23 protein-coding genes are annotated in these 24,061 nt (G+C 69.6%); 7 read left to right on the forward strand and 16 right to left on the reverse strand.

Annotated elements, in window-relative coordinates; genetic code table 11:
- Positions 1 to 95: 95 nt before the first annotated feature.
- From pyk to DMH01_RS10630, 3 genes are all read right to left on the reverse strand, one after another.
- The gene (pyk, locus tag DMH01_RS10620; RefSeq protein WP_007033718.1) at positions 96 to 1,520 is read right to left on the reverse strand and encodes a pyruvate kinase; all 1,425 of its coding nucleotides are present in this window, start codon (positions 1,518 to 1,520) and stop codon (positions 96 to 98) included.
- 111 nt (positions 1,521 to 1,631) lie between these two features.
- On the reverse strand, positions 1,632 to 2,297 hold the full coding sequence (locus DMH01_RS10625) for a DUF2461 domain-containing protein (protein WP_125675536.1): 666 nt from the start codon (positions 2,295 to 2,297) through the stop codon (positions 1,632 to 1,634).
- Positions 2,298 to 2,369: 72 nt separating this feature from the next.
- Positions 2,370 to 3,590, reverse strand: coding sequence for a glycoside hydrolase family 18 protein (locus DMH01_RS10630; RefSeq protein WP_125675538.1), 1,221 nt, complete (start codon positions 3,588 to 3,590; stop codon positions 2,370 to 2,372).
- Positions 3,591 to 3,999: 409 nt separating this feature from the next.
- Between DMH01_RS10630 and DMH01_RS10635 the strand changes: the two genes are divergently transcribed.
- Together DMH01_RS10635 and DMH01_RS10640 are read left to right on the forward strand one after the other, a co-directional pair.
- Entirely contained in the window at positions 4,000 to 4,470 is a 471-nt protein-coding gene (locus tag DMH01_RS10635) for a group II truncated hemoglobin (protein WP_125675540.1), read from the forward strand.
- Positions 4,471 to 4,508: 38 nt separating this feature from the next.
- Entirely contained in the window at positions 4,509 to 5,951 is a 1,443-nt protein-coding gene (locus tag DMH01_RS10640; protein WP_125675542.1) for an aromatic amino acid ammonia-lyase, read from the forward strand.
- A 10-nt stretch (positions 5,952 to 5,961) separates the two neighbouring features.
- Here the strand turns inward: DMH01_RS10640 and DMH01_RS10645 are convergent, their stop codons facing one another.
- On the reverse strand, positions 5,962 to 7,479 hold the full coding sequence (locus DMH01_RS10645; protein ID WP_125675544.1) for an amidohydrolase family protein: 1,518 nt from the start codon (positions 7,477 to 7,479) through the stop codon (positions 5,962 to 5,964).
- 132 nt (positions 7,480 to 7,611) lie between these two features.
- Positions 7,612 to 8,637 (reverse strand): 6-phosphofructokinase, encoded by a 1,026-nt coding sequence (locus DMH01_RS10650; RefSeq protein ID WP_034322513.1) that lies wholly within the window; start codon positions 8,635 to 8,637, stop codon positions 7,612 to 7,614.
- A gap of 282 nt (positions 8,638 to 8,919) precedes the next feature.
- Between DMH01_RS10650 and DMH01_RS10655 the strand changes: the two genes are divergently transcribed.
- Positions 8,920 to 9,996 (forward strand): 3-deoxy-7-phosphoheptulonate synthase, encoded by a 1,077-nt coding sequence (locus DMH01_RS10655; protein WP_125675546.1) that lies wholly within the window; start codon positions 8,920 to 8,922, stop codon positions 9,994 to 9,996.
- A 684-nt stretch (positions 9,997 to 10,680) separates the two neighbouring features.
- Here the strand turns inward: DMH01_RS10655 and DMH01_RS10660 are convergent.
- A complete protein-coding gene (locus DMH01_RS10660) occupies positions 10,681 to 11,166 on the reverse strand; it encodes a polyadenylate-specific 3'-exoribonuclease AS (protein ID WP_061984256.1) in 486 nt (161 codons plus the stop codon).
- A 20-nt stretch (positions 11,167 to 11,186) separates the two neighbouring features.
- Positions 11,187 to 11,948 (reverse strand): 1-acyl-sn-glycerol-3-phosphate acyltransferase, encoded by a 762-nt coding sequence (locus DMH01_RS10665; RefSeq protein WP_007033728.1) that lies wholly within the window; start codon positions 11,946 to 11,948, stop codon positions 11,187 to 11,189.
- Positions 11,949 to 12,162: 214 nt separating this feature from the next.
- Between DMH01_RS10665 and DMH01_RS10670 the strand changes: the two genes are divergently transcribed.
- The 3 genes from DMH01_RS10670 to DMH01_RS10680 are packed head-to-tail and all read left to right on the forward strand — an operon-like array spanning position 12,163 to position 14,584.
- A complete protein-coding gene (locus DMH01_RS10670) occupies positions 12,163 to 12,933 on the forward strand; it encodes a carboxylesterase (RefSeq protein ID WP_125675548.1) in 771 nt (256 codons plus the stop codon).
- The gene (locus tag DMH01_RS10675) at positions 12,930 to 13,421 is read left to right on the forward strand and encodes a hypothetical protein (protein WP_125675550.1); all 492 of its coding nucleotides are present in this window, start codon (positions 12,930 to 12,932) and stop codon (positions 13,419 to 13,421) included. The genes DMH01_RS10670 and DMH01_RS10675 overlap by 4 nt, the downstream gene beginning before the upstream one ends.
- 20 nt (positions 13,422 to 13,441) lie before the next feature.
- The gene (locus tag DMH01_RS10680; protein WP_125675552.1) at positions 13,442 to 14,584 is read left to right on the forward strand and encodes a glutamate--cysteine ligase; all 1,143 of its coding nucleotides are present in this window, start codon (positions 13,442 to 13,444) and stop codon (positions 14,582 to 14,584) included.
- On the opposite strand, the gene DMH01_RS10685 is transcribed toward DMH01_RS10680, so the two are convergent.
- From DMH01_RS10685 to DMH01_RS10715, 7 genes are read right to left on the reverse strand one after another with little or no spacing between them, the layout of a single operon-like run.
- On the reverse strand, positions 14,581 to 15,444 hold the full coding sequence (locus tag DMH01_RS10685) for an NUDIX domain-containing protein (protein WP_125675554.1): 864 nt from the start codon (positions 15,442 to 15,444) through the stop codon (positions 14,581 to 14,583). The genes DMH01_RS10680 and DMH01_RS10685 overlap by 4 nt on opposite strands.
- A gap of 4 nt (positions 15,445 to 15,448) precedes the next feature.
- Positions 15,449 to 16,408: an ROK family protein gene (locus tag DMH01_RS10690; RefSeq protein WP_039923619.1), complete on the reverse strand. Its 960-nt coding sequence runs from the start codon at positions 16,406 to 16,408 to the stop codon at positions 15,449 to 15,451.
- A 16-nt stretch (positions 16,409 to 16,424) separates the two neighbouring features.
- Positions 16,425 to 16,844 carry a hypothetical protein gene (locus DMH01_RS10695; RefSeq protein ID WP_125675556.1) on the reverse strand — a complete coding sequence of 140 codons (420 nt, stop codon included), beginning with the start codon at positions 16,842 to 16,844 and terminating at the stop codon, positions 16,425 to 16,427.
- Positions 16,841 to 17,983 carry an ArsA family ATPase gene (locus DMH01_RS10700; protein ID WP_125675558.1) on the reverse strand — a complete coding sequence of 381 codons (1,143 nt, stop codon included), beginning with the start codon at positions 17,981 to 17,983 and terminating at the stop codon, positions 16,841 to 16,843. The genes DMH01_RS10695 and DMH01_RS10700 overlap by 4 nt, the downstream gene beginning before the upstream one ends.
- A gap of 14 nt (positions 17,984 to 17,997) precedes the next feature.
- Positions 17,998 to 18,438 (reverse strand): SRPBCC family protein, encoded by a 441-nt coding sequence (locus DMH01_RS10705; RefSeq protein ID WP_125675560.1) that lies wholly within the window; start codon positions 18,436 to 18,438, stop codon positions 17,998 to 18,000.
- A 27-nt stretch (positions 18,439 to 18,465) separates the two neighbouring features.
- Complete coding sequence (locus DMH01_RS10710) at positions 18,466 to 19,254, reverse strand: metallophosphoesterase (protein ID WP_125675562.1); 789 nt, start codon at positions 19,252 to 19,254, stop codon at positions 18,466 to 18,468.
- An 8-nt stretch (positions 19,255 to 19,262) separates the two neighbouring features.
- Positions 19,263 to 19,673: a polyketide cyclase / dehydrase and lipid transport gene (locus tag DMH01_RS10715; RefSeq protein WP_125675564.1), complete on the reverse strand. Its 411-nt coding sequence runs from the start codon at positions 19,671 to 19,673 to the stop codon at positions 19,263 to 19,265.
- 125 nt (positions 19,674 to 19,798) lie between these two features.
- Between DMH01_RS10715 and DMH01_RS10720 the strand changes: the two genes are divergently transcribed.
- The gene (locus DMH01_RS10720) at positions 19,799 to 21,589 is read left to right on the forward strand and encodes a long-chain fatty acid--CoA ligase (protein WP_125675566.1); all 1,791 of its coding nucleotides are present in this window, start codon (positions 19,799 to 19,801) and stop codon (positions 21,587 to 21,589) included.
- A gap of 300 nt (positions 21,590 to 21,889) precedes the next feature.
- On the opposite strand, the gene DMH01_RS10725 is transcribed toward DMH01_RS10720, so the two are convergent.
- Both DMH01_RS10725 and DMH01_RS10730 read right to left on the reverse strand, forming a co-directional pair.
- Complete coding sequence (locus DMH01_RS10725) at positions 21,890 to 22,987, reverse strand: NAD(P)/FAD-dependent oxidoreductase (protein ID WP_125675568.1); 1,098 nt, start codon at positions 22,985 to 22,987, stop codon at positions 21,890 to 21,892.
- A 74-nt stretch (positions 22,988 to 23,061) separates the two neighbouring features.
- Positions 23,062 to 24,018 carry a ferritin-like domain-containing protein gene (locus DMH01_RS10730; RefSeq protein WP_125675570.1) on the reverse strand — a complete coding sequence of 319 codons (957 nt, stop codon included), beginning with the start codon at positions 24,016 to 24,018 and terminating at the stop codon, positions 23,062 to 23,064.
- Between the last annotated feature and the right edge of the window lie 43 nt (positions 24,019 to 24,061).

Consider the following 24,061-nt stretch of genomic DNA (forward strand, 5'->3'; position numbering starts at 1 on the left):
CCCCATCGCCCACCCCGAAGTCCGTGAAGGCCTCCTTCCCTACTCTGACGGTAGGGAAGGAGGCCTTCACGGACTTTCGCGTACTTCAGCCGACGTCAGGCGTGGTCGTCTTCGCCGAGGCGGTGCACCCGGATGAGGTTGGTCGAACCGACGGTCCCGGGCGGGGAGCCGGCCACGATGACCACCAGGTCACCCTTGGCGTACTTGCCCATTTCGAGCATCGCGTGGTCGACCTGCTGGATCATCTGGTCGGTGGAGCCGACCTTCGGCACGATCCGCGTCGTGGTGCCCCAGGTCATCGCGAGCTGGCTGCGGACGCTCTCCTCCGGCGTGAACGCCAGCAGCGGCAGCCGCGTGTGCAGCCGCGCGAGCCGCCGGACGGTGTCACCGGACTGGGTGAAGGCGACCAGGGCCTTCGCGTTCAGCCGCTCGCCGATGTCCCGCGCCGCGTAGGAGATGACGCCGCGCTTGGTACGCGGGACGTGCGACAGCGGCGGCACGACCGGCGAGTCGGTCTCGACGGCTTCGATGATCCGGCCCATGGTCTTGACCACGTCGATGGCGTAGCGGCCGACACTGGTCTCACCCGAGAGCATGAGCGCGTCCGCGCCGTCGAGCACCGCGTTGGCGACGTCCGAGGCCTCGGCGCGGGTCGGGCGAGAGCTGTTGATCATCGACTCGAGCATCTGCGTCGCGACGATGACCGGCTTCGCGTTCTCGCGGGCGATCTGGATGGTGCGCTTCTGCACCAGCGGGACCTGCTCCAGCGGAAGCTCCACGCCGAGGTCACCGCGGGCGATCATCACGGCGTCGAAGGCCAGCACGATGGCTTCGAGGTTGTAGACCGCTTCGGGCTTCTCGATCTTCGCGACGACCGGGAGGCGTCCCTTGCCGACGCGGTCCATCACCTGGTGGACCAGGTCGATGTCGGCGGGCGAGCGGACGAACGAGAGCGCGATGAAGTCCACGCCGAGTTCGAGCGCGAACTCGAGGTCTTCGATGTCCTTTTCGGACAGCGCCGGCACGGAGACGTCCATGCCCGGCAGGGAGACGCCCTTGTTGTTGCTGACGGGGCCGCCTTCGGTGACCTCGCAGACGACGTCCGGGCCCTCGACCTGCTTGACCACGAGGCCGACCTTGCCGTCGTCCACGAGGAGACGGTCGCCGGGCTTCGCGTCGTCGGCGAGTCCTTTGTAGGTGGTCGAGACGCGGTCGTGCGTGCCCGCGACGTCCTCGACGGTGATCCGCACGATGTCGCCGTTGTGCCACTCGACCGGCCCGCCCGCGAAGGTGCCGAGACGGATCTTCGGCCCCTGGAGGTCGGCGAGGATGCCCACCGCGCGGCCCGATTCGGCGGCGGCGGTGCGGATGAGGTCGTAGACCTGCTTGTGGTCGCTGTGCGTCCCGTGGCTGAAGTTCATCCTCGCGACGTCCATCCCGGCGTCGACGAGTTGCCGCATCTTCTCCGGCGTAGCGGTCGCGGGGCCAAGGGTACAAACGATCTTCGCGCGTCGGCTCACGTTCGCACAGCGTAGTCCCTCATCGCGGATACGTCTGTACCGATACCGAAAGTTCAAGAAAAGTGTCAGTTGACCTGGGCGAGGGGGCAACCGCCGATCAGGGTTCGGTGGTTATCGTCGCGGCTTCTCGCTCGGCCCGACCCGGTCCCGCGCCCACTCGTTGAACGCGCGGACCTGCCGCCACGCCTTACGCACCCGGTCGAGCGTGCCCCGTTCGTGCAGGACGTCGTCCGGCTCCCAGCCGCGGACGGCGTACACGGAGCGATACTTCAGCAGGTCGATGCGGGGATGGTCCTCGGTGAAGCCGCGCGGCTTCGATTTGAGCCTGTCCCCCTTGATCTCCCAGCCGGCCTTCTCCAGCTTCGTGAGGATCTTGGCCAGCTCGGCGCCGCGCAGTTCGGTGTCGACGGCCTTGCGGAAGCGGGCGAGCTGATCGGACTCGAAGTGGAAGCAGCCGCCGCCGACGCGAAGCCCGGCCGGGCCGACCTCGACGTAGTACGCGCCGCCGCCGCGGCCCTGTTCGATCACCGCGCCGCAGTGGGTCTTGTACGGCGTCTTGTCCTTGGCGAACCGGACGTCGCGGTACGGGCGGAAGACCTTGCCCTCGCCGAAACCGTCACCGAACTCCGGGACCAGTTCGGCGAGCAGCGCCTCCATCGGCGCGCGGACGTCGGCCTTGTAGGTGGCGAGGTTCGCGTCCCAATAGGACTTGGAGTTGTCCGCCTCGAGACCGTCGTAGAAGTCGATGGCGTACTCGCCGAAACCCTCGAAACCCATGCGGTGACGTTAATCCCCGCCACCGACAGAAGCGCGTGAAGGGGGCCTTCACGCGCTTCGTCGGAAACAGGCTTACTTGGCCAGAGCGGTGATCAGCTCGCCGTCGGCGGTGTCACCGGACAGCTCCCAGAAGAAGGCGCCGCCGAGACCCTGGTCCTTGGCGTAGGTGACCTTGCCGCCGATGGTCGCGGGGGTGTCGTAGCTCCACCAGTCGCTGCCGCATTTGGCATAGGCGGTGCCCGCGACGGTGCCGGTGGCCGGGCAGGTGTTCTTCAGGACCTTGTAGTCCTGGATGCCCGGCTCGGTGCCCGCCGCCGGTCCGGTCGCGGTGCCGCCCGGGGCCTCCTGGGTGACGCCGGTCCAGCCGCGACCGTAGAAACCGATGCCCAGCAGCAGTTTGTTCGCCGGGACACCCTTGCTCTTCAGCTTCTGGATCGCGGCGTCGGAGTGGAAGCCGGCGGTCGGGATGCCCTCGTAGCCGGTCAGCGGCGAATGCGGGGCGGTCGGGCCCTGCGCGGCCCAGGCGCCGAAGTAGTCGTAGGTCATGACGTTGTACCAGTCGAAGTACTGCGACGCGCCGCCGTAGTCCGCCGCGTCGATCTTGCCGCCGTCGGTACCGTCCGCGGTGATCGCGGCGGTGACCAGCTTCGAGCCGAATTTCTCCCGCAGGGCCTGCGCGAGGTTCTTGATCGCGGCCGGACCGCTGGTGTCACAGGAGAGCCCGCAGGCGTTCGGGTACTCCCAGTCGATGTCGATACCGTCGAAGACGCCGGCCCAGCGCGGGTCGTTGACCAGGTTGTAGCAGGACTCCGCGAACTTGGCGGGATCCTTCGCCGCCTCGCCGAAGCCACCGGACCAGGTCCAGCCGCCGAAGGACCACAGCACCTTCAGGTTCGGGTACTTGGCCTTGAGTTTCTTCAGCTGGTTGAAGTTCCCGCGCAGCGCGCCGTTGTCCCAGCTGTCGGCGACACCGTCCACACTGCCCGCGGCGTCGTAGAACTTGCTGGTCGCCGCCTCCGCGTCACCGATCGCGCAGCCACCGTTCGTCACGTTGCCGAACGAATAGTTGATATGCGTCAGCTTGCTCGCCGAACCCGACGTGTCGATGTTCTTCACGTGGTAGTTGCGCTGGTAAACGCCCCATTCGGCGAAGTACCCGAGCACCTTGCCGACCGAGGCCTCCGATGCTTCCGGTGCGGCTGCCGCCTGCTGCGCCGGTGCGGCGACGGCCAGCGCGCCGAGCGCGACGGCCGCGGCACCCGCGATCGCGGTGAACCTGGTCAAACGGGACATGCGTGCTCCCTTCACGGTCACCAGCGGTGACGAGAGGACTGCGGCGGGACACGCACAAGTTAAGTGGACTAGACCACACCGTCAATGGTTCAGACCAAGACTTTCGGATGGACATTTTCGAACATTCTTCGAGGTGAATATGCCGAAGGCTTCGCTGAGCTGGTCAAAGCCTCTTCAGTCGAGCTGTCCGGCCACAGAGGAACGAAGACAGTCAGTGAATCGGTAACGGCTCGAAAGCGACGCCGCGGTCCGCCGCGCGAGGCCGTCCGCCTCCAGCTCGCGCGGGTGCTGGGTCAGCACCGGTGCGGCCCTCCCGTTGGCATGCACCGAAAAGTAAGCGGTTGTCCCGGGCGATCCGGGGTGGTTGCCTTGCCGGACCGGAAGATCAGCGCCGCTGGGAGGACCCTACGTGACCGAGACGCCGACGTTGTACGAATGGGCGGGCGGGCTGACGGCCCTGCGACGGCTGACCACCGTCTTCTACGGCCACGTGCTGAAGGATCCGTTGCTGGAACCGGTCTTCCGCGACATGGATCCCGGCCACCCCGAGCACGTCGCGGTCTGGCTCGCCGAGGTCTTCGGCGGCCCGGAGACCTACAGCAGCGACCACGGCGGCCATCGGCACATGGTCGGGCGGCATCTCGGCCGCGCCATCACCGAAGAGCAGCGCCGCCGCTGGGTGAACCTGCTCTTCGACGCCGCCGACGAGGCCGGGCTGCCCGCCGATCCCGAGTTCCGCTCGGCGTTCGCCGCGTATGTCGAATGGGGCAGCAGGCTCGCGGTGATGTTCTCGCAACCTGGTCGCGAGGTGACCGTTCCCGAGCCCATGCCGAAATGGGGCTGGGGCAACCGGCCGCCCTGGCAGCCGCCGTCGGACTGAGGGCGTTCATAGTGGGGCGGTCGTGAAAGGAGGCCGCCGTGATCCGGGTGGACGGCCGGACCCTGCGCTGCGCGGACGTCGTGACCGCCGCGAGCACCGAGGGTCCGCTGGGCATTGACGTCTCGATCGCCGCGCTGCGCGGCGCGGAAAGCGCGTGGAAACTCGCCGAAGAGCTGAGCACGCGCCGCATCGTCTACGGCCGCACCACCGGCGTCGGCGCCAACAAGGAGGACCCGGTCGGCGAAGGCGAGTCGCCGGATCACGGGCTGCGGCTGCTGCGCAGTCACGCGGGCGGCAGCGGCGACGTCATGTCCCCCGGCCAGACCAGGGCGATGATGCTGATCCGGCTCAACCAGCTGCTGGCCGGGCGCTCGGGACTCAGCCCCGAACTGATCGGGGCGCTGGCCGCCGCCGTGCGGACCGGGGCGCTGCCACTGGTGCACCGGCTGGGCGCGATCGGCACCGGCGACCTCGCGCCGCTCGCGGAGACCGCGCTCGCCCTCACCGGCGAACGGCCGTGGCTGGCAGGCGGTGTGCCTCCGGTGCCCGTGCGGGCCGGTGACGCGCTCGCGTTCATGAGCAGCAACGCCGCGACGCTGGCCGAAGCGACCCTCGCGGCGATGCGGCTCGACACGCTGACGCGGGCGAGTCACGCTGTCGCGGCACTGACCTACATCGCGCTCGACGGGAATCCGGAGGCGTACGCGACTCCCGTCCACGAGGCGCGTCCGCACGCCGGACAGGTCGCGTGCGCGGCGGAGATGCGGCGGCTGCTCGGGATGGAGGGCACGCCCAAACCCGGCAGGCGGATCCAGGATCCGTTCGGGCTCCGCGCGTTCCCGCAGGTGCAGGGGCCCGCGCTGGACGCGATCCACTACCTGCGCGACGTGCTCGCGGTGGAGATCAACGCCAGCACCGAGAACCCGATGATCTCGACGGTGCACCAGGACGCCTACCACCACGCGCATTTCCACACCGCGTACGTCTCGACCGCGCTCGACCAGGTGCGCGCGACCGTCCATCAGGTCGCCGAGCTGTCGGTGGCCCGGCTGGGCGATCTGGTGGAGCCGGAGTTCACCGGGCTGCGGCCGTTCCTCGCGGCGGGGCCGTCGGGCAGTTCGGGCGTGATGATCCTGGAGTACGTCGCCCACGACGCGCTCACCGAACTGCGCCAGGCCGCGCTCCCGGCGACGCTCGGCACCGCCGTCGTCTCACGCGGGATCGAGGACCACGCGAGCTTCTCCACCCAGGCCGCGCGGGCGGCGACCGCGGCCGGGTCGGCGTACCAGCAGGTGCTGGCGTGCGAGCTGGTCGCGGCCGTGCGGGCACTGCGGATGCGCAAGGCCGATCTCGTGTCCCTGCCCGCGCGGGACGCCTACGAAGCCGCCGCGGCGGTCCTCGACCCCAGCGTCGAGGACCGGCCGCTCACCGAGGACATCGCCCGGGCCGTGTCGCTTTTGGACACCCTGGCGCTCGTCTGACCGCCCGCGGTCAGCAGCAGCAACCCCGCCGGGCGAGGGAATGGAGCCGGGCGCTCGTGACCGGCTCGGGCCGGTTCGCGGCGGCCTCGACGGCGTCGAGCATCCGACGCCGCTCCGCCCTGCCGAGGACCCGGCCGCGGGTGATCACCGTGTCGATCTTCGCGATGTTGCGGATGTCGGCGGCCGGGTTCGCGTCCAGCAGCACGAGATCCGCCTCCTTCCCCACCGTCACCGTGCCCGACGTCGCTTCCCTGCCCAGGAACCTCGCCGCGTCACCCGTGACGGTCTTCAACGCCTGCACCGGCGAAAGCCCGGCCTCGACCAGGAAGGCGAGTTCCTCGTGCAGCCCGCTGCCGGGGAAGGTGTACGGGTTGAGGCAGTCGGTGCCGCCGATGAGCCCGACGCCCGCTTCGTGCGCGACGCCGACCAGCCGCAGCGTCTCCTGGTGGTAGCGCTCCTGCAGGGCGATGTCCGACGGGGTCCGGGGCGCCAACCGTTCGATGCCCTTGGCCCAGCTCTCGCGCATGTCGGCGGGCACGTATTTCAGCCGCGGGTCGCGCTGGTGGGTTTCGGCGGGCTGCGTGACCACCCGGTTGATCGTCAGTGTCGGCGAATGCCAGGTGCCGTTGCGCCGCAACCTGCCGAAGTAGGCCTGCGCCCTGCCGCGGTCGTACGTGGTGACCGATTCGAACTCCAGCCGCCGCGCCAGGTCGAAGAAGGCACGCGGCGCCTCGGGGTCGTAAGGCGTCGCCGTCAACCTGTCGAGGATCTCGTCGCGCCGGGACGAGCAGTGGACCGACACCCCGAAGAAATGCTCGAGGCTGTGCTGGCCGAGGTCGCTCACTTCGAGGTGGGACAGCTTGTACGGCCAGTGCCCGGAGAACCGGATGCCCTGGGTGCGGGCTTCGTCCGCGAGCGCGCGCAGAGCGTCGGGGCCGAGGTAGGAGTACGTCTTGACGAATTCGGCGCCCGCCGCCTTCTCCGCGCGGACGACGGCCCGCGCTTCGGCCGCCGTCGACACCTGGAGCACCGGCGGCGCCAGCAGCGTCACCGGCCCGTCGACGATCCCGCTCGCCAGCACCATGCGCGGGCCGAGCAGCTCACCGCGTTCGATCTTGCCCTTCGTCTCGCGGTTCTCCGCGTACCCCCACATCTCGCGGACGCCCGTGACACCGTGGATCAGGTGCAGGGGCGGGACGACCTCTTCGAGATCCGCACCGTGGGAGTGCATGTCCCACAGTCCCGGAACGAGGTACTTGCCGCGGCCGTCGATCACCCGCGCGCCGCCGGTTTCCGGGACGTCGGCGGAGCCGCCCACCCAGGCGATCCGGTCACCGGCGAGCACGACCGAAACGCCGGGCCGCGGAGCCGAACCCGTGCCGTCGATCAGCGTGACGTCGGCGATGACGACGATCTCGCCCATGACGGCGGTGGCCGTGCCGGGCAGCAGCCCGGCGAACGCCACCCCGGTCCCGCCGGCGGCGAGCCACCTCAGGAACTCGCGCCTACTGGATCCCGCACCCGCCATGAGAACCGCCGTCCCTTTCACCTGGATCCCCAGAGGGCCGATTCAACTTGTCGCGACGGCGGCGCCGCAAGAAAAGGAAGGCCCCTTACCTGAACACAGCACAAAGTAAGGGGCCTTCTCCTGAAACAGGGCTCAGCCGAAGAAGACCTCGGCCTCTTCGTACCGCTCGACCGGGACGGTCTTCAGCTCGGCGGTCGCCTCGGAGAGCTTGACGCGGACGATGTCCGTGCCGCGCAGCGCCACCATCACGCCGAAGTCACCGTCGGCAACGGCGTCGACCGCGTTGAGCCCGAACCGGGTGGCGAGCACGCGGTCGTACGCCGTCGGGGTGCCGCCGCGCTGGACGTGCCCGAGCACGACCGCGCGGGACTCCTTGCCGGTGCGGGCGGCGATCTCGTCGGCCAGCCAGGTGCCGATGCCGCCGAGCCGGACGTGCCCGAAGGCGTCCTTCTCCCCGGTCAGCAGCTTCTCCTCGCCGCCCTCGGGCAGCGCGCCCTCGGCGACCACGATGATCGGCGCGTACTCCTTCTCGAACCGGCGCTCGACCCACGAGACGACCTGGTCGACGCTGAAGTGCCGCTCCGGCACCAGGATCACGCTCGCGCCGCCGGCGAGCCCGGAGTGCAGCGCGATCCAGCCCGCGTGCCTGCCCATGACCTCGACGACCAGCGCCCGGTGGTGCGACTCGGCCGTGGTGTGCAGCCGGTCGATGGCCTCGGTGGCGATCGAGACGGCCGTGTCGAAGCCGAAGGTGTAGTCGGTGGCGCCGAGGTCGTTGTCGATCGTCTTGGGCACCCCGACGACGCCGACACCGTCGTCCGTGAGCCGCTTCGCGACGCCGAGGGTGTCTTCGCCGCCGATCGCGATCAGCGCGTCGACCTGCTGCTCGGCGAGCACGGCCTTGATCTTGTCGACGCCGCCGTCGACCTTGTACGGGTTGGTCCGCGACGAACGCAGGATCGTGCCGCCGCGGGTCAGGATGTCCTCGACGTCGTTCAGGCCGAGCGGGCGGCTGTCCCCGGTGAGGGGACCGTTCCAGCCGTTGCGGAACCCGACGATGTCCCAGCCGTGCACCTCGATGCCCTTGCGCACCACAGCGCGGATCACCGCGTTGAGCCCCGGGCAGTCGCCACCGCCGGTCAGCACACCGACACGCATGAGAAGCCTCCGTCTTGTGTTCCGTAGAGATGACAGTCACATGTCCCGCCGCCAGCGTAGCGGGAGTTCTCTGGATCGGTGCAGGGCGGACCACCTCGGGAATCGGTCCACGCCCGGGATGTGCTAGCTTGGCCCCGTGCAGCGCTATTTCTGGTTTACGAAGCCGGCCCCGGGTGGGCACGGCCGCGTGAACCTGCGCTGACGTCCACCCCGAGCCGGAATCACACCGGCTCGGCGAGTTCCCGCGGGTCGGTATCCCTTTCGAAAGGAACCAGACCCGCGATGTCTCCCTCCGCTGACACCCTGATCGCCCTCGACGGGCACCGCACGGCGGCCATCAACCCGCTGCTGTCGCCCGCGATGCTGCGGCACGAACATCCGATGACGGCGGAAATCGCCGATACCGTCCTAGCCGGGCGGGCCTCGGCCGTCGACATCCTCGACGGCCGGGACGACCGGCTCCTCGTCGTCGTCGGGCCCTGCTCGGTGCACGACGCGGACGCCGCGCTCGACTACGCCCGCCGCCTCGCCGCCAAGGCCGAAGAACACCGCCGTGACCTGCACATCGTCATGCGGGTCTACTTCGAGAAGCCGCGGACCACGCTCGGCTGGAAGGGCCTCATCAACGACCCCGGGCTCGACGGGACGTACGAGGTCAACCACGGCCTCCGGATGGCGCGCAAACTGCTGCTGGACATCTCCGCGCTCGGCCTGCCGGTGGGCTGCGAATTCCTCGACCCGATCACCCCGCAGTTCATCTCCGACACCGTGACCTGGGGTTCCATCGGCGCGCGGACCGCGGCGAGCCAGGTGCACCGGCAGCTGTGCAGCGCGCTGTCGATGCCGGTCGGGATCAAGAACTCGACCGAGGGCGACGTCCAGGTCGCCGTCGACGCCACCCGCGCGGCCGGCGCCAGCCACGTCTTCGCGGGTATCAACCCCGACGGGCTCGCGGCGCTGATCACCACGGCCGGCAACGAGGACTGCCACGTGATCCTGCGCGGCAGCTCCGCCGGCCCGAACTACGACCCCGTGACGGTGGCCGACACGCTCGCACGGCTGGCGAAGTCGGGGCTGCCGGAACGCGTGATCATCGACGCGAGCCACGGCAACAGCGCGAAGGACCACGTGCGGCAGGCTTCGGTCGTCCGCGAACTCGCGGAGCGGATCGGTGCCGGTGAGCGGGGCATCGCGGGGCTGATGCTGGAAAGCTTCCTGGTGGAAGGGCGGCAGGACCTGACGCTGGGCTCGGCCGCTTCGCTCACGTACGGGCAGTCGATCACGGACGCGTGCCTCGGGTGGGAGACGACGGCGGAACTGCTGGACACGCTGGCGGAGGCGGTGGCCTCGCGGCGCTGAGTGCCCTCGGGAACGCTAGGAACGGTCCTTTCCTGGCAAATTTCGCAAGTAAAGGACCGTTCATTGCACGGCACGGGGGGTGGAGGGCTCGCGTCTTAAGCCGCGAAGGGCGCGTCAGGCCGACGCCGTGAAGGACTCTCGCCTGCCGCCAGGGCATGTGACCAGTGGCTGTGAAGGACTCCTTGAGGGACTCTGGGTCCCTCAAGGAGTCCTTCACGGCCAGAACCGTCAACTTCAGCCACGGCAGTCCCACCAGCCACAACGGCCGCGCGTGAAGGCCCCCTTCCCTCGGCTGAGCCGAGGGTCCCTGCAAAGTCACCTAACCGCTGGTGGGGTGGGTGGCGATTCGGGTTCTGATGACGGGTGGGGGCTCGTCACAGCGGCCGACACCTTCTCGCCTGTCCACAGGGACACTTTCCAGGTAACAGTGCCCGATTCGGGCGTTTTGCGAAGGGGTCGTGAGTGGCAATGATCGTTAGAACGATCATTACCACTCACGACCCCCCTCGAGAACCGTACATCTAGCCATCAATCGGACATTTAGCCGCTCGAAAGTGTCCCTTGTGGACACCCGGGGGCTTGACGCGTGCCTCGAGTAACTCACGACCCTGAACCGAACAGCGGTTATGCGACTTTGCCGGGACCCTGCGGCTGAGCCGAGGGAAGGGGCCTTCACGTAAGGGCCTACCGGTGCCAGTAGGACTCGATGATCTGCCACCGCTGGTAGTTGTGCCGCGCGTCCGCCAGCGCGTCGTGCTGGTCGTCCGGCGCCGCGGGGAGCTTCGGCTTGCCCGCGTCCTCCCAGCGTTGCCGCAGGTCACGCGTGAACCGCGGCAGCTGACGCGGCAGCGCGGGCATCGGCCCCCACAGCTGCGCCAGCGCGACGTGGTCGTAGGCGGCGAACCAGGCCCACAGTTCGATCCCGCCGGGCGGCTTGCCGAAGAACTCGAGCAGATCCGTGCGGATCTTCTCGCGGCTGCGCCACGCCGGGTCGGCGGGCGACGGGAGTTTCGGGAGCACGTTGTCGCGCACCCAGGGGCCGGCCTTGCCGGGATCGAAATCGGTCGAGACCGCGTAGAACTCGCGTCCTCTTTCGTCCACGACACCGATCGACACCAGATCGATGGTCACGCCGTCCTCAATGAATTCGGTGTCGTAGAAAAAGCGCACCGGAGAACCCTAGTGGGGCGTCAGCCGACCTTGGTGTCCGGGATACGGGCGACGTCCTGGGCGGACGGCTGCGCGGGCACCTTGGGGCGGAGCCCCGCCTCTTCGGCGGCGAGCAGTTCCTTCGCCTTGGCGGCGTAGATGTCGACGTACTCCTGGCCGGACAGCTCCATGAGCGCGTACATGATCTCGTCGGTGATGGACCGCTCGATGAAGCGGTCGCCGGCGAGGCCTTCGTAGCGCGAGAAGTCGAGCGGCTTGCCGAAGCGGATCTCGAGGCGGCGCGGCCACCACATCTTCGAGCCGATCGGGTTGACCTTGTCGGTGCCGATCATGGCAACCGGGACGACGACGCCGCCGGACTCGAGCGCGATCCGCGCGACGCCGGTCTTGCCCTTGTACAGGCGGCCGTCCGGGGAGCGGGTGCCTTCGGGGTAGATGCCGAGGAGGTGACCCTCGCGGACCAGCCGGGTCGCGGTGTCGAGCGCGGCCTGCGCGGCGTTGCCGCCGGAGCGGTCGATCGGGAACTGGCCGACGCCGGTGAAGAACCACTTCTTCAGCAGACCTTTGAAGCCTTTTTCGGTGAAGTACTCCGATTTGGCCGGGAAGGTCACCTTGCGCTTGACGCGCAGCGGCATGAAGAAGGAGTCCGCGACCGCGAGGTGGTTGCCCGCGAGGATCGCGCCGCCGTCGTCGGGGATGTTCTCCGCGCCGACGACTTTGGTGGGCCACAGCGCCTTGAGCAGTGGCCCGATAAACACGTGTTTCATGAGCCAGTACAGCACTGCGAAAACTCCTCCTAGCAGCTCAACCCCTGCGCCCGATGGTCAAGACTACGAATCGCGCACCCCGGGCACAACGAAGTCCACCCGGTTACCCGCACCCAGCGACGGATCTCACATCCGATCCGGCCTCATTCCGCCGGTGGCCGGGGGCCCACAAGCCGCTCCGGTCGTGCGAACATAGTAGACCTACCCAGCTCTCACGGAAGGCGATCGCATGGCCGTCCTCGCCGGCGCGGAACCGTTCGCTCACACCGGTTCGACCGAAGCAGGGTTCCTGCTGTGCCACGGATTCACCGGCACTCCCGCGAGCATGCGGCCCTGGGGAGACCATCTGGCCGAAGCCGGTTACACGGTGCGCTGCCCGCTGCTTCCCGGGCACGGCACCCGGTGGCAGGACATGAACCGGACAGGCTGGGAGGACTGGTACGGCGCGGTCCGTGAAGAGCTGCTGGCCCTCTTCGCGACCTGCGAAACGGTGTTCGTCGCCGGGATGTCGATGGGCGGGACGCTGACGCTGCGGCTCGCCGAGGAGTTCGGCGACCGGATCGCCGGCATCGTGCTGGTGAACCCGTCGGTCCTGACGCTGCGCTGGGACGCCAAGCTGCTGCCCGTCCTGTCGAGGATCCTGCCGTCGGTGCCGGGCGTGGCGAACGACATCGCGAAGCCCGGCGAGACGGAGCTGGCCTATTCGCGGACGCCCGTGCGCGCCGCGGCGAGCCTGGCGAAGCTGTGGAAGCTCACCCGCGCGGATCTGGGCAAGGTGACCCAGCCGGTGCTCCTGCTCCATTCGGCCGTCGACCACATCGTGGAGCCGGTCAACTCCCAGGTGATCCTCGACGGGATCGGCAGCGAGGACGTGACCGAGGTGGTGCTGGAGAACAGCTTCCACGTCGCCACGCAAGACCACGACGCGGGCCTGATCTTCACGCGTACGGTGGACTTCGCCCGGTCCGTGCGCCGGGCGGGACAGGTGGACGCCGGATGAGCAGAGGCAAGGACGGGCCGGAGGACGTCGACGCGACGTTCGCCGAGATCGTGGCCGACCTCCGTGCGGAGGGCGTCGGCCTTTTCCCGGACGAGGAACTGGAGAAACCGGCGGAAAAGCCCGCCGAGAAGACCCCGCGGCCCGAGCAGCCGGACGCCGAACCCGAACCGGGCTGGCGCGGGGGCGGCACCAGCTGGGACAAGACCCTCTTCGAGGACGACCCGGCCGGGCCGGGCGACGACGAGGGCCATTTCGTGCCGCCCGAGCCGCCTCCCCTGCCGCGTCCGCGCAAGGGCGCGTTCATCGTCCTGCTGTTCTTCGTGCTCGGCCTGCTGCTCCTGATCGCGCCCAACCTGATCGGCATGGGCACGCGGCTCGGCACCCCGCTCGGCATCCTCGCCCTCGCGACCGCGATCGCCCTGCTCCTGCTGCGGGTGCGCCAGGGGCCGCCGCCCGGCGCGGATCCGAACAACGGCGCCCAGGTCTGATCTGCCGGACAATTCGGAAGATGAAGATCGACTTCACTCCCTCGCGCCGGTCGACGGTCGGCGCGGAATGGGAACTCGCCCTCGTCGACCGGCGGACCGGTGAGCTCTCGTCGGTCGCGGAAGAGGTGCTCGACGCCGTCCGTCCCGGCGGCGAGGAGGAGCACCCGAAGATCAAGCAGGAGCTGCTGCTCAACACCATCGAGGTGATCAGCGGGATCTGCGACACGATCGCCGAGGTCAAAGCCGATCTGAACGACTCGCTGGACGTCGTGCACTCGGTGCTCGACCCGCTGGGCGTCGAACTGTTCTCGGCCGGGTCGCATCCGTTCTCGACGTGGTACCAGCAGAAGGTCACCGACAAGGAGCGCTACGCCAAGCTCATCGACCGCACCCAGTGGTGGGGACGGCAGATGCTGATCTACGGCGTCCACGTGCACGTCGGCGTCGACCACCGCGACAAGGCCCTGCCGATCCTGGACGCGCTGCTCAAGTACGCGCCGCATCTGCAAGCGCTTTCGGCGTCTTCGCCGTATTGGGGCGCCGAGGACACCGGGTACGCGTCGAACCGCGCGCTGATGTTCCAGCAGCTGCCGACGGCCGGGCTGCCGTTCCAGTTCCGGAAGTGGACGGAGCTGGAGAGCTACGTCGACGACATGTTCACCACGGGCGTGATCGACCACTTCTCCGAGATCCGCTGGGACATCCGGCCCGCGCCGCATTTCGGGACGATCGAAATGCGGGTGTGCGACGGGTTGCCGACGCTGGAGGAGGTCGGCGCGATCTCGGCGCTGACCCAATGCCTGGTCGACGACTTCAGCGCACGCCTCGACGACGGCGAGATCCTGCCGACGCTGCCGCCGTGGCACGTCCAGGAGAACAAGTGGCGCGCGGCGCGCTACGGCGTCGACGCGATCGTCATCCTCGACGCGGCGGGCAACGAGCGCCTGGTCACCGACGACACCTACGACCTGCTGAACCGGCTGGAACCGGTCGCCCGGCGCCTGGACTGCGCCGACGAACTGCGGTCGGTGGAGACGATCCTGACCTGCGGGCCCAGCTACCTGCGCCAGCGCGCGGTGGCGAAGCAGTACAACGGCAGCCTCCGCGCCGTCGTCGCTTCGCTCATCGCGGAGATGCGGGCCGGGAAGATCGCGCGCCCTTAGCCGAGGTGCCCCCAAAGGGTGCCGGGGCCGAAGGTCGAAGCGCCCAGTGCCTCGACGCGGGACCGCAGCTCTCGATCGGCGGTCACCACGACGACGTGGTCGTCCGGACCGGCCGCCCGGGCCTCCCGTGCGACGGCCACGATCCGGGAGTCCCCGTCGGACTCGGCGTCCACGACCTCGACCCCGGGTACCGGCGCGACTCCCCGCGCCTTGCCCTCGACGACCAGCACGATCTTCGGCCACCACGACCACTCGCCGCCGCCGGGGAGCGCCGGATCGGCGAGCCCGGTTCCGGCCAGGGCCGCGAGCTTGTCGCGCAACCGTTCCGCGGCGCCACGCCGGTCGCGCCACCAGCCGTCCGGCCGCGACCCGACGACGTTCGCGCCGTCGACCACCAGTACCAGCCTGCGATCCAAGTGTTCCCTCAATCCCGGCCACGCCGCCGCGAAATCCCGGTGCAGCCGGAAGTCCGCGACCTCGGCCGCCCGGACCCACCGCAGTTCGGCGCTCTCCGCGCTCGTCACCCTGGCCGAAAGCGGGCCGATCGGCGCGGCCAGGACCGTGGTGTAGCGCCAGTTCCCGTGGTCGACGTGCGCCGCCGCCAGTGCGCGGACCCGGCCGGGCGGGATGTCGGCCTCCTCCAGTGCCTCGCGGGTGGCCGCCTCACGCGGGCTCTCCCCCGCCTCGACGGCGCCCCCTGGCAGCGCCCAGGTGCGTCCATGATGGACCCACCAGGCCCGCCGCTGCAGCAGGACACCGCGCGCGGGATCGGACAGCAGCAGCCCGGCGGCGCCGTTCAGGCCCCAGTGAAGATGCCCGAAGTCGCATTTCACGAAGCCGTTGCCGTCTTGCCGGGTCACGGCTTCAGCCTGTCACACCGACCTCGGCGCCGGGAGCCTTCGCCGCGTCGACGGCGAGCGCGGCGGCGCCGACGATCGCCGAATCGTCGCCGTGGTGCGCGGCCCGGATCCGTGCCAGCGGGCGGTGCCCGGCGCCGGTGATCTTGTCCGCGTAGCGTTCGCGTGCCTCGTCGAGGAACAGCGGTGCCGATTCGGACACCCCGCCGCCGATCACGATGATCTCGGGATCGAAGACGTCGGCGACCAGTGCCAGTCCCTCGGCCAGCCACTTCGCCAGCTCGGTCATCGCGCGCTGGGCGATCGGGTCTCCGTCGCGGGCGGCACCGGCGACCCGGCGTCCGGTGACCGAGCCGGGGTCTCCCCTGGTCTCGCGCGCGAGCACGGTCGAGCGGCCGGGATGGCGCGCGAGCAGTTCCACCGCCGTCGCGGCCAGCGCCGTCCCGCTGCAGTACCGCTCCCAGCAGCCGTACTTCCCGCACGGGCAGGGCCTGCCGCCGGGGACGACGGTCAGGTGCCCGAGTTCCGGTGCGACGCCGTACGCGCCCCGGTAGATCTTGCCGTCGAGCAGCAGTCCCGCGCCGATCCCGGTGCCGAGCGCGATCAGCGCGGCGACATGAGCGCCGCGGGCGGCCCCGAAGCGGTACTCGCCGACCGCGGCGGCGTTCACGTCGTGTTCCAGGGTCACCGGCAGGCCGACCCGCTTTTCGATGCGCTCGGCGACCGGCGCGGCACGCCAGGACAGATGCGGCGCGAACATCACCGTCCGCCGGTCCTTCGCGACGAACCCGGCGACCGCGAGGCCGACGCCGGAGACGTCGTGCCGGTTGCGGAGGTCTTCGACGACGCCTGCGATGGCGTCTTCGAGCGCGTCCTCACCGCTGGGCGTCCCGACCCTGGCCGTGTCCATCAGCGAGCCGTGCTCGTCCACGACGCCGGCGCGCACACTCGTGCCCCCGACGTCCACCCCTACCGTCAGCAACTCAGTTCTCCCGGTCCGGCTGCCAAGCGTCGCGCCTGGTCACCGTGATGTGCTGGACCCGCGAAGCTCCCACCGGCGCATCTTCCCGCGCGGGCTCCTTCCGCGCAGGCTGGAACCCCGGCATGTGCACGCCCGCCTCGGGTTCCCACCGATCGGCGAGCACCGCCCGCAGCAGCGCGACGAGCTGAGCGGCCTGCTCCATCAGGCGCGCCACGAACTCGGGCCGCTCCCCGCGGACCAGCCCGACGACCGCGCAGAGCGGGCACCACCCGCCGGAATCGTGGTCGGTGCACCCGTGCCCGGCGGAGATCACTCCCTCCAGCCACGGCGCGGCGTGCTCGACGACCAGCTCGACCAGCAGGCGGATCTCCTCGACCAGGTCGAGCGGCGCCGATCCGGTGTTCTCGTTGTTCTCGCTCACCCGGGTCCCCGGTTCCCGGCCAGGCTCACGACCAGGCCGTGCGCGTCGGATTCCGCACCGGTGATCCGGCACGGGCGCAACATCTCCGGCAGCGCGATCAGCCGCCGGAAACCGTCCACGGTGACGGCGAGATCATCGTCCACTCTGGCCAGGTCCACTTCGGAGTCACGGTGCAGCGGCACCGCGATCCGCAGCTCGTAGCCGCTGTCCGATTCGGACACCCGCAAGAGCGGGGTGACACCCTTATCGTTGCCCGCCAAGGGATCCAAACCTTGGTAGAGCTCGTACGCGATTTCCTGAAGCGCCTCGAGCCCCACCGGCTCGACCGCGCGATGCTCGACGGGCTTCACCTGCTCCGGCCCGAAGCCCGCGTCGGCGAGCTCGGCGAGGACGGTGTTCTGCTGCGCGCGCCGGGTCCGCATCCACGAGGCCGCCGCGCCACGCCAGAACCCGGGCGCGGGCATCAGCCGGTTGACGATCAGGCCGTCGACCAGGATTCCGCGCAGGGCAAGGGAACTGAGGGTCCGGCGGGCTTCCGCGACGACGACGCGTTCCGGGGTCAGCACGAGCCGCACGGTCGTGGTGGCCGGATCGGTCAGCAGGGTGCGCAGCGACTCCAGATGCGCCCCGAGGCGCCGCACCGCGGCCGCCGTCCGCCGCGCGCCCGGTTTGAACATCCTGGACAGATAGCCGGAGACGGCTTCGGGCAAAGCCAGCAGGCGCAGCGTTTCCGCGGTCGGTCCACAGTCGACGACGACCGTCTCCCAGGGACCGTGCTCGGCGAGGCGCTGGACCTCGGTGAGGGCGAGGAGTTCGTCGACGCCGGGCACCACCGTGAGTTCTTCGGCGTCGAGCGAGTCGAGGCCCACTCCCGCGAGCGCGGCCTGCAATTCCTGCCGGAGTTCGCGCCAGGTGCTGTCGACGAGACCGCGGGTGTCGATCTGGGCGGCGTGTAAAAGCGTGTCCACTTCGGACGGTTCGCCGCCGAGGGCGCGGCCGAAGGCGTCACCGAGGGAATGCGCCGGGTCGGTCGAGACCACGAGCGTCTTCCTGCCCCGCCCGGCCAGTGCCGCCGCCGTCGCCGCGGCCAGCGTGGTCTTGCCGACACCCCCCTTGCCGGTGAACAGCAGGATCCGCATGCCTACCCTTCGACTCAGGATGCTTCAGCGCGCTTCTTGAGCTCCTTGAGCGCGGTGTCCATGACCATCTTCTCGGCCTTGCGGCGCAGCAGCCCGATCATCGGCAGCGCCAGCTCGACGGACAGCGTATACGTGACCTTGGTGCGGCCGGCGCCCAGCGCTTCGAGGGCGTAGCGGCCGTTCTGGGCCTTCTGCATCTGCCCCTTGACCAGGTGCCAGCTGACTCCGTGGCCGTCGGCGTCCCAGTCGTATTCGAGGGTGTAGACGTCCTTGATGGGCCCGGCGTCGAGGGTGAGTTTCACCTGCTTGGCGCGGCCGTTGTCATCCTCGGCGAGAACCTCGGTCTCCCGGACGGCCTTGGCCCATTCCGGGTACGCGGGGAAGTCGGCGATGACGGCCATGACCCGCGCGGGCTCGGCGTCGACCTCGATGGACTGCGTGGACTGCTCGGCCATGGTCCAAACTGTAGCCGCAGCCGAGGGTCACCAGCGCAGCACGTACGGCTGTGCCGTCTCTTTGAAGTGACCGACGTTACGGCATTCGGTCCTGCCGAGCCTCGTCCGCGGCGTCAGCGGCTGGTGGACGTGCCCGAAGACCGACCACCGCGGCCGCTGCTCGCGGATGAGCTCCACCAGCGCCGCCGACCCGATCTCGGACCGCCGCGCGATCACGTCGTAGGTCAGCTCCGGGATGGCGGGTGGGATGTGGCTGCACAGGACGTCCACGTTCTCCAGCCCGGCGACCGCGACGTCGTACTCCTCGCGGGTGCGCAGGTACGGCCGCCAGAAGCCGTTGCGGCGCGGGACCACGTTCGGCGGGAGCAGCGCGCCGCCGATGAACCCGAAGCGCAGCCCACCGAACTCGGCGACCTCGCCGTCGAGGACGGTGATGCCGTCGCCGGCGAACTCTGGCCACAGCGACGGGTCGTCGACGTTGCCGGGGGTCGCGAACGTCGGCGCGGTCAAAGCGCCGAACAGGACGGCGTACTGGTCCTGGATCGCCTCGCCGACCGCGGCGGCGGGATCGGCCAAAGTGGCCCACAACGATCGCGAGAAGGCAACGGTCTCATCACGAGTGCCCTCACGCCGCAGCCGCGCGAACTCGCCGACCTTCTCGGCGCCGAACAGCGCGCCCATGATGCCCTTGTCGTGCTCGCGGTAGTCGACGAAGTCCAGCAGGTCGCCCAGCACGATCAGCGCGTCGGCGCCGTCGCCCGCGCGTTTGAGCGCGTCGGCGTTGCCGTGCACGTCCGACACCACGTGAACCCGCATGCTCTCCCCTACTCGGCCCGGGGACCGACCCCGGGCTCGCGCCCGTCCTCGAGGACCTCTTTGAGCCCGAGCGCGATCGCCTTGGCGGCACGGGCCCTGCGATCGAACTCCCGCCGCAGGTCACGGGCCTGGAGCACGAGAGGCTCCCCGTCCGGACCGGCGGGAGTGGCACGCAGGAAGTAGTGCAGCAAAGTGCCGTCGAGCACCGGCTCGAGCCAGACCTCCATGGTACCGATCAAGGCACCGCGCACGGTCCAGCGCAGTCCTTGGTCGCCACGGTCGGTGTAGACCTCCAGGACGAGGTCCGGCCAGTAACGTGACCAAGATCGCGGATCGGCGAAAGCGGCGGCCACGGTGGAGGGCGGGACCACGAGGAAGGTCTCGTCGACGATGTCGAGAGCTGGCGGCGCCTGGTTCACAGCGGCAGAATGTCATGCCCTGGGTATGGCCGATTCGTCAGCATGGTCTTAAGGTGCACGGCACGCTAAGTTGACTGGCGGGTAACACCGGTCACACCACTTGCACGCGAACACGGAGGTTCCTCGTGCGCGAATACAGCGCCCCCGCCGCCAATCCGGTGACCGACGACGAGAATCTCGCCGACGTCGTCTGGGCGAACGCGGAGCGGTTCTCCGATGTCGTGAGTTTCCGCCGCCAGGTCGACGGTACCTGGTTGGACGTCACCGCCAAAGACTTCGCCGCCCAGGTTCTGGCCGTGGCCAAGGGAATGGCCGCGGCGGGCATCGCTCCGGGCGACCGGGTCGGGCTCATGTCCAAGACCCGCTACGAATGGACCCTGATCGACTTCGCGATCTGGGCCGCCGGCGCGGTCACCGTCCCGATCTACGACACGTCCTCGGCCGAGCAGGTCCACTGGATCCTCTCGGACTCGGCCGCGAAGGCCGTGTTCGTCGAGACCGACGACCACGTCGCGACCCTCGAATCCGTCAAGGGCCGCCTCGACACCCTCGAGCACACCTGGCAGATCGAGGCGGGCGCCGTCGACCGGCTCACCGAGCAGGGCGCCGCGCTGAGCGACGACGACCTGCACGAGCGCCGGCGCACGGTGAAGGCAGGCGACCTGGCCACGATCGTGTACACCTCGGGCACGACCGGCCGCCCCAAGGGCGTCGAGCTGACCCACCGGAACCTCCTCGCCGAGATCCGCGCCGACATCGCCGCGTTCCCGCAGCTGATGGAGCAGGGCAACTCGCTGCTGGTGTTCCTGCCGCTCGCGCACGTCCTCGCCCGCGCCATCGCGGTGACCGCGCTGAGCGCGCGGGTGACCCTCGGGCACACCTCGGACGTCAAGAACCTCGTCGCCGACCTCGGCACCTTCCGGCCGACGTTCGTCGTCGCCGTGCCGCGCGTGTTCGAGAAGGTCTACAACGGCGCGAAGCAGAAGGCGCACGGTGACGGCAAGGGCAAGATCTTCGACGCCGCCGAAGCCACCGCCGTCGCGTACAGCCAGGCCCAGGACACCGGCGGCGCCGGGCTGGGCCTCAAGATCAAGCACGCGCTGTTCGACAAGCTGGTGTTCAGCAAGCTGCGCGCGGCCCTCGGCGGCCGGTGCGTGGCCGCGGTGTCCGGCGGTGCCCCGCTCGGCGTGCGGCTCGCGCACTTCTTCCGCGGCATCGGGGTCCCGGTGTTCGAGGGCTACGGCCTGACCGAGACGTCCGCCGCGGCCTGCGTCGGCACCCAGGACGGATTCCGCGTCGGCACCGTGGGCCGCCCGGTCGCCGGCACCTCGGTGCGGATCGCCGAAGACGGCGAGATCCTGCTGAAGGGCGACGTCGTCTTCGGCGGCTACTTCAACAACGCCGAAGCGACCGCGGAAGCGCTCGAGGACGGCTGGTTCCACACCGGCGACCTCGGCGAGCTGGACCGCGACGGGTTCCTCAAGATCACCGGGCGCAAGAAGGAGATCATCGTGACCGCGGGCGGCAAGAACGTCGCCCCGTCCGGGCTCGAGGACACCATCAAGGCCAGCCCGCTGGTCAGCCAGGCGATGGTCGTCGGCGACCAGCGGCCGTTCATCGGCGCGCTGATCACCATCGACGAGGAGTACTTCCCGTCGTGGAAGTCGCAGCACGGCAAGCCCGCCGACGCCTCCGTGTCCGACCTGGCCGACGACGCCGAGCTGCGCGCCGAGATCCAGCAGGCCGTGGATCAGGCCAACAGCGCGGTGTCGCAGGCCGAGGCGATCAAGAAGTTCACGATCCTCTCGAACGACTTCACCGAGGCGGGCGGGGAGATCACGCCGAGCCTGAAGCTGAAGCGCAACATCGTGAACAAGAACTACGCGACCGACATCGAGGCCCTGTACAAGAAGTAGCTCGTGAGTACATGAAGGCCCCCTTCCTTGCGCCTAGGTACAGGAAGGGGGCCTTCCTGTACTGCGGCAGTGCCGTGGTGGGCGATCCGGCGCTGAGGCGACGTCGCGAAAGCCACTTTCGGGACATCAGACGTCGCGAAAGTGGCTTTCGCGACACGCTCCCGGCTGCACGACCACCTGCGGAGCGCCACCGCCGGCCCAACTGTCCACAAGGCCTCTCCCCGAGAAAGGGATACCCGGCCGGCCGTTTGATCATCCTTTGTGGACACGGCGAGGGCGGCAGCCCACGCGGTCAGCCGGCTAAACGCGAATGGTCGCGTCCCACTCGATGTGGTGCCGGTACAGCCAGTTCCGGTCCCGGTCGGACGTCGTCCCCGACGACACCGCCGCGCTGCCGGCCACCAGTTCCTCCACCCGCGCCCGCCGCAGTCGCTCGTAGGCCGCGAAAGCCGTTGGGGCGTCGGGAAGATCCCGCAGGCACTGGGCCAGGACGACGCTGTCCTCCAGCGCCATCGACGCCCCCTGCCCAGCGGCGGGAGAGGCCGCGTGCGCCGCGTCGCCCACGAGGACCATCGACTCGGTGAACCACACCGGCGTCGACGGGACGTCGTAGGAATGCCCGCCGAAGACTTCGTCCCCTGTGGACTGGATGATTTCCGCGGCAGGCAACGGTTCCCCGTCGAAGGCGGCGAAAGCGGCCGAGCACCATTCGGCCGGCGTCAGGCCGGAGCGCACACCTTCGGCCGTGGGAAGCCGCGCGAACCAGTACGTCACGCCGTCGGGCGTGCTCGTGTAGCCGAAGAAGGCGTGCAGGCTCTGAATCATCCGATAGAGGGACGGTGCCTGCGGGATGCTCGTGTCGGTCGTGTAGCCGTAGACGACGTCGAGGCCCGTCGAGCGCGGAGGCGGGCAGTCCGGGTCGATGATGGTCCGGACGACCGACCGCAGCCCGTCGGCGCCGATCAGGATGTCCCCCTCGGCGACGGACCCGTCCTCGAAGCGAGCGACTCCCGGCGATGCGGAAACCAGCCGTTTCCCGCGTTCGAAGGTGATCCCGCGTGAGATCGCTTCCTCTTGCAGCGCATGGTAAAGCGCCGCTCGCGTCATCGTGCGAGGCCCGGCGAGACCGTCGATGTCGAACGACCGCCGTTCGACGGTCCGCCCGTCCGGGGTCACGAGTTCCAGCCCCACCGCGCCGAAGGAGTTGTCGATCACCGGTGCCTCGGCGCCGATCGCGCGCAGGGCGTCCATGCCGTTGTGCATGATCGTCAGGAACGCGCCCGCGTCCTCGCCGCCGGACGGGTGCGCCTCGTGGAGGCTCGCTTCGATCCCGGCCCGCCGCAACGCCATCGCGGTCACCGTGCCCGAGACGCCGCCGCCGATGATCACAGCCTTCACCGCTGACCCCCTGTCGTGTCGCCGTCACCCGACCGTACCGGGAAACGGCGACACGACAGAGCGGTCAGCGGGGGTCACGCGCCGCCGCTGGCGACGATGTCGCCGTTGACCCCCTTGGGGAAGAACCCGCCTTCCTTCACCGGGCCGGGGTTCAGGTAGACGACGTTCAGCACCCGGTCGGCGCCGCGGCCGAAGCAGATGCCGTTGTTGTCGGCCGGCACGATGTTGGCCTGGTTGCCGAGCAGGATGCCCTGGTCGTCCTCGCCGGGGCCGTCGAGGGCGTCGCGGGCGTTGGAGATCTTGGCCGCCGCGTCACCGAGGCCCCGGTCGAACAGCGAGGTCCGGATGGTGGCGGCGTGGTAGGCCTCGGCGGCCAGGATGCCCGCGGCCGCGTCCAGGAACGTCTTGTTGGTGATCAGCGGCGCGGCGCCCTTGTAGGCCGTCACGCCGACGTCCTCGAACAGGAACGCCGCCAGCAGGAAGTTCTTCTCGTTGGCGAACGGGTCGAACTGCTGGTACTCGCTGATCAGCCCGGCCGCGCGGGCGGCGGCGGTGAAGCTGTCCTTGAGGTCGATCTCGGGCCGCGACACCGCGGCCTCGCCCAGCGCGCCGCGCAGGAACTTGACGTGCGCGACCTCGTCGCCCGCGATCTCCTTCGCGAACTGGTGCAGCGTCTTGTCGTGGAACATCACCTTCTTGCCGCCGACGACGCCACCCTGGGCGCCGACGCCGCCGGTGAGATCGTCCGGCAGCCCGCGGCCGTGGACGGCGAAGGAGTAGAACTCGGCTTCGAGGTACTCCAGGTTGAGCGCGAAGTTGAGCACGGCGGCGTCGCTGGGAGCTTCGGCGGCCTCACCGGCGGCAGCGGCCTCACCCGTCGCCGACGCGGACGAAGTGGCCTGAACCCCGAGATAGGTCGCGCCGACCACACCGAGCCCCGCCGCGCCCGCGGCCTTCAGGAACCGGCGGCGATCCGTGCGGTTCTCGGCGCTGCGCGAGATCAGGGTACGAACGAAGGGCTTTCCGAACACGAGTGGTTCCTCTCGTCTTTGCGGTGCACACCCACCCACTCGG

The sequence above is a fragment of the Amycolatopsis sp. WAC 04182 genome (assembly GCF_003947465.1).
In the GTDB taxonomy this organism is placed as follows: Bacteria; Actinomycetota; Actinomycetes; order Mycobacteriales; family Pseudonocardiaceae; genus Amycolatopsis.

Coding starts and splice junctions, on each gene's coding strand:
- DMH01_RS10650 (WP_034322513.1), bottom strand. CDS start 8,637: ATGCGTGTCGGTGTGCTGACCGGCGGTGGCGACTGCCCGGGGCTCAAC.
- DMH01_RS10625 (WP_125675536.1), bottom strand. CDS start 2,297: ATGGGTTTCGAGGGTTTCGGCGAGTACGCCATCGACTTCTACGACGGT.
- DMH01_RS10655 (WP_125675546.1), top strand. CDS start 8,920: ATGTCTCCCTCCGCTGACACCCTGATCGCCCTCGACGGGCACCGCACG.
- DMH01_RS10680 (WP_125675552.1), top strand. CDS start 13,442: ATGAAGATCGACTTCACTCCCTCGCGCCGGTCGACGGTCGGCGCGGAA.
- DMH01_RS10705 (WP_125675560.1), bottom strand. CDS start 18,438: ATGGCCGAGCAGTCCACGCAGTCCATCGAGGTCGACGCCGAGCCCGCG.
- DMH01_RS10645 (WP_125675544.1), bottom strand. CDS start 7,479: ATGGCGGGTGCGGGATCCAGTAGGCGCGAGTTCCTGAGGTGGCTCGCC.
- DMH01_RS10630 (WP_125675538.1), bottom strand. CDS start 3,590: ATGTCCCGTTTGACCAGGTTCACCGCGATCGCGGGTGCCGCGGCCGTC.
- DMH01_RS10675 (WP_125675550.1), top strand. CDS start 12,930: ATGAGCAGAGGCAAGGACGGGCCGGAGGACGTCGACGCGACGTTCGCC.
- DMH01_RS10710 (WP_125675562.1), bottom strand. CDS start 19,254: ATGCGGGTTCACGTGGTGTCGGACGTGCACGGCAACGCCGACGCGCTC.
- DMH01_RS10670 (WP_125675548.1), top strand. CDS start 12,163: ATGGCCGTCCTCGCCGGCGCGGAACCGTTCGCTCACACCGGTTCGACC.
- DMH01_RS10700 (WP_125675558.1), bottom strand. CDS start 17,983: ATGCGGATCCTGCTGTTCACCGGCAAGGGGGGTGTCGGCAAGACCACG.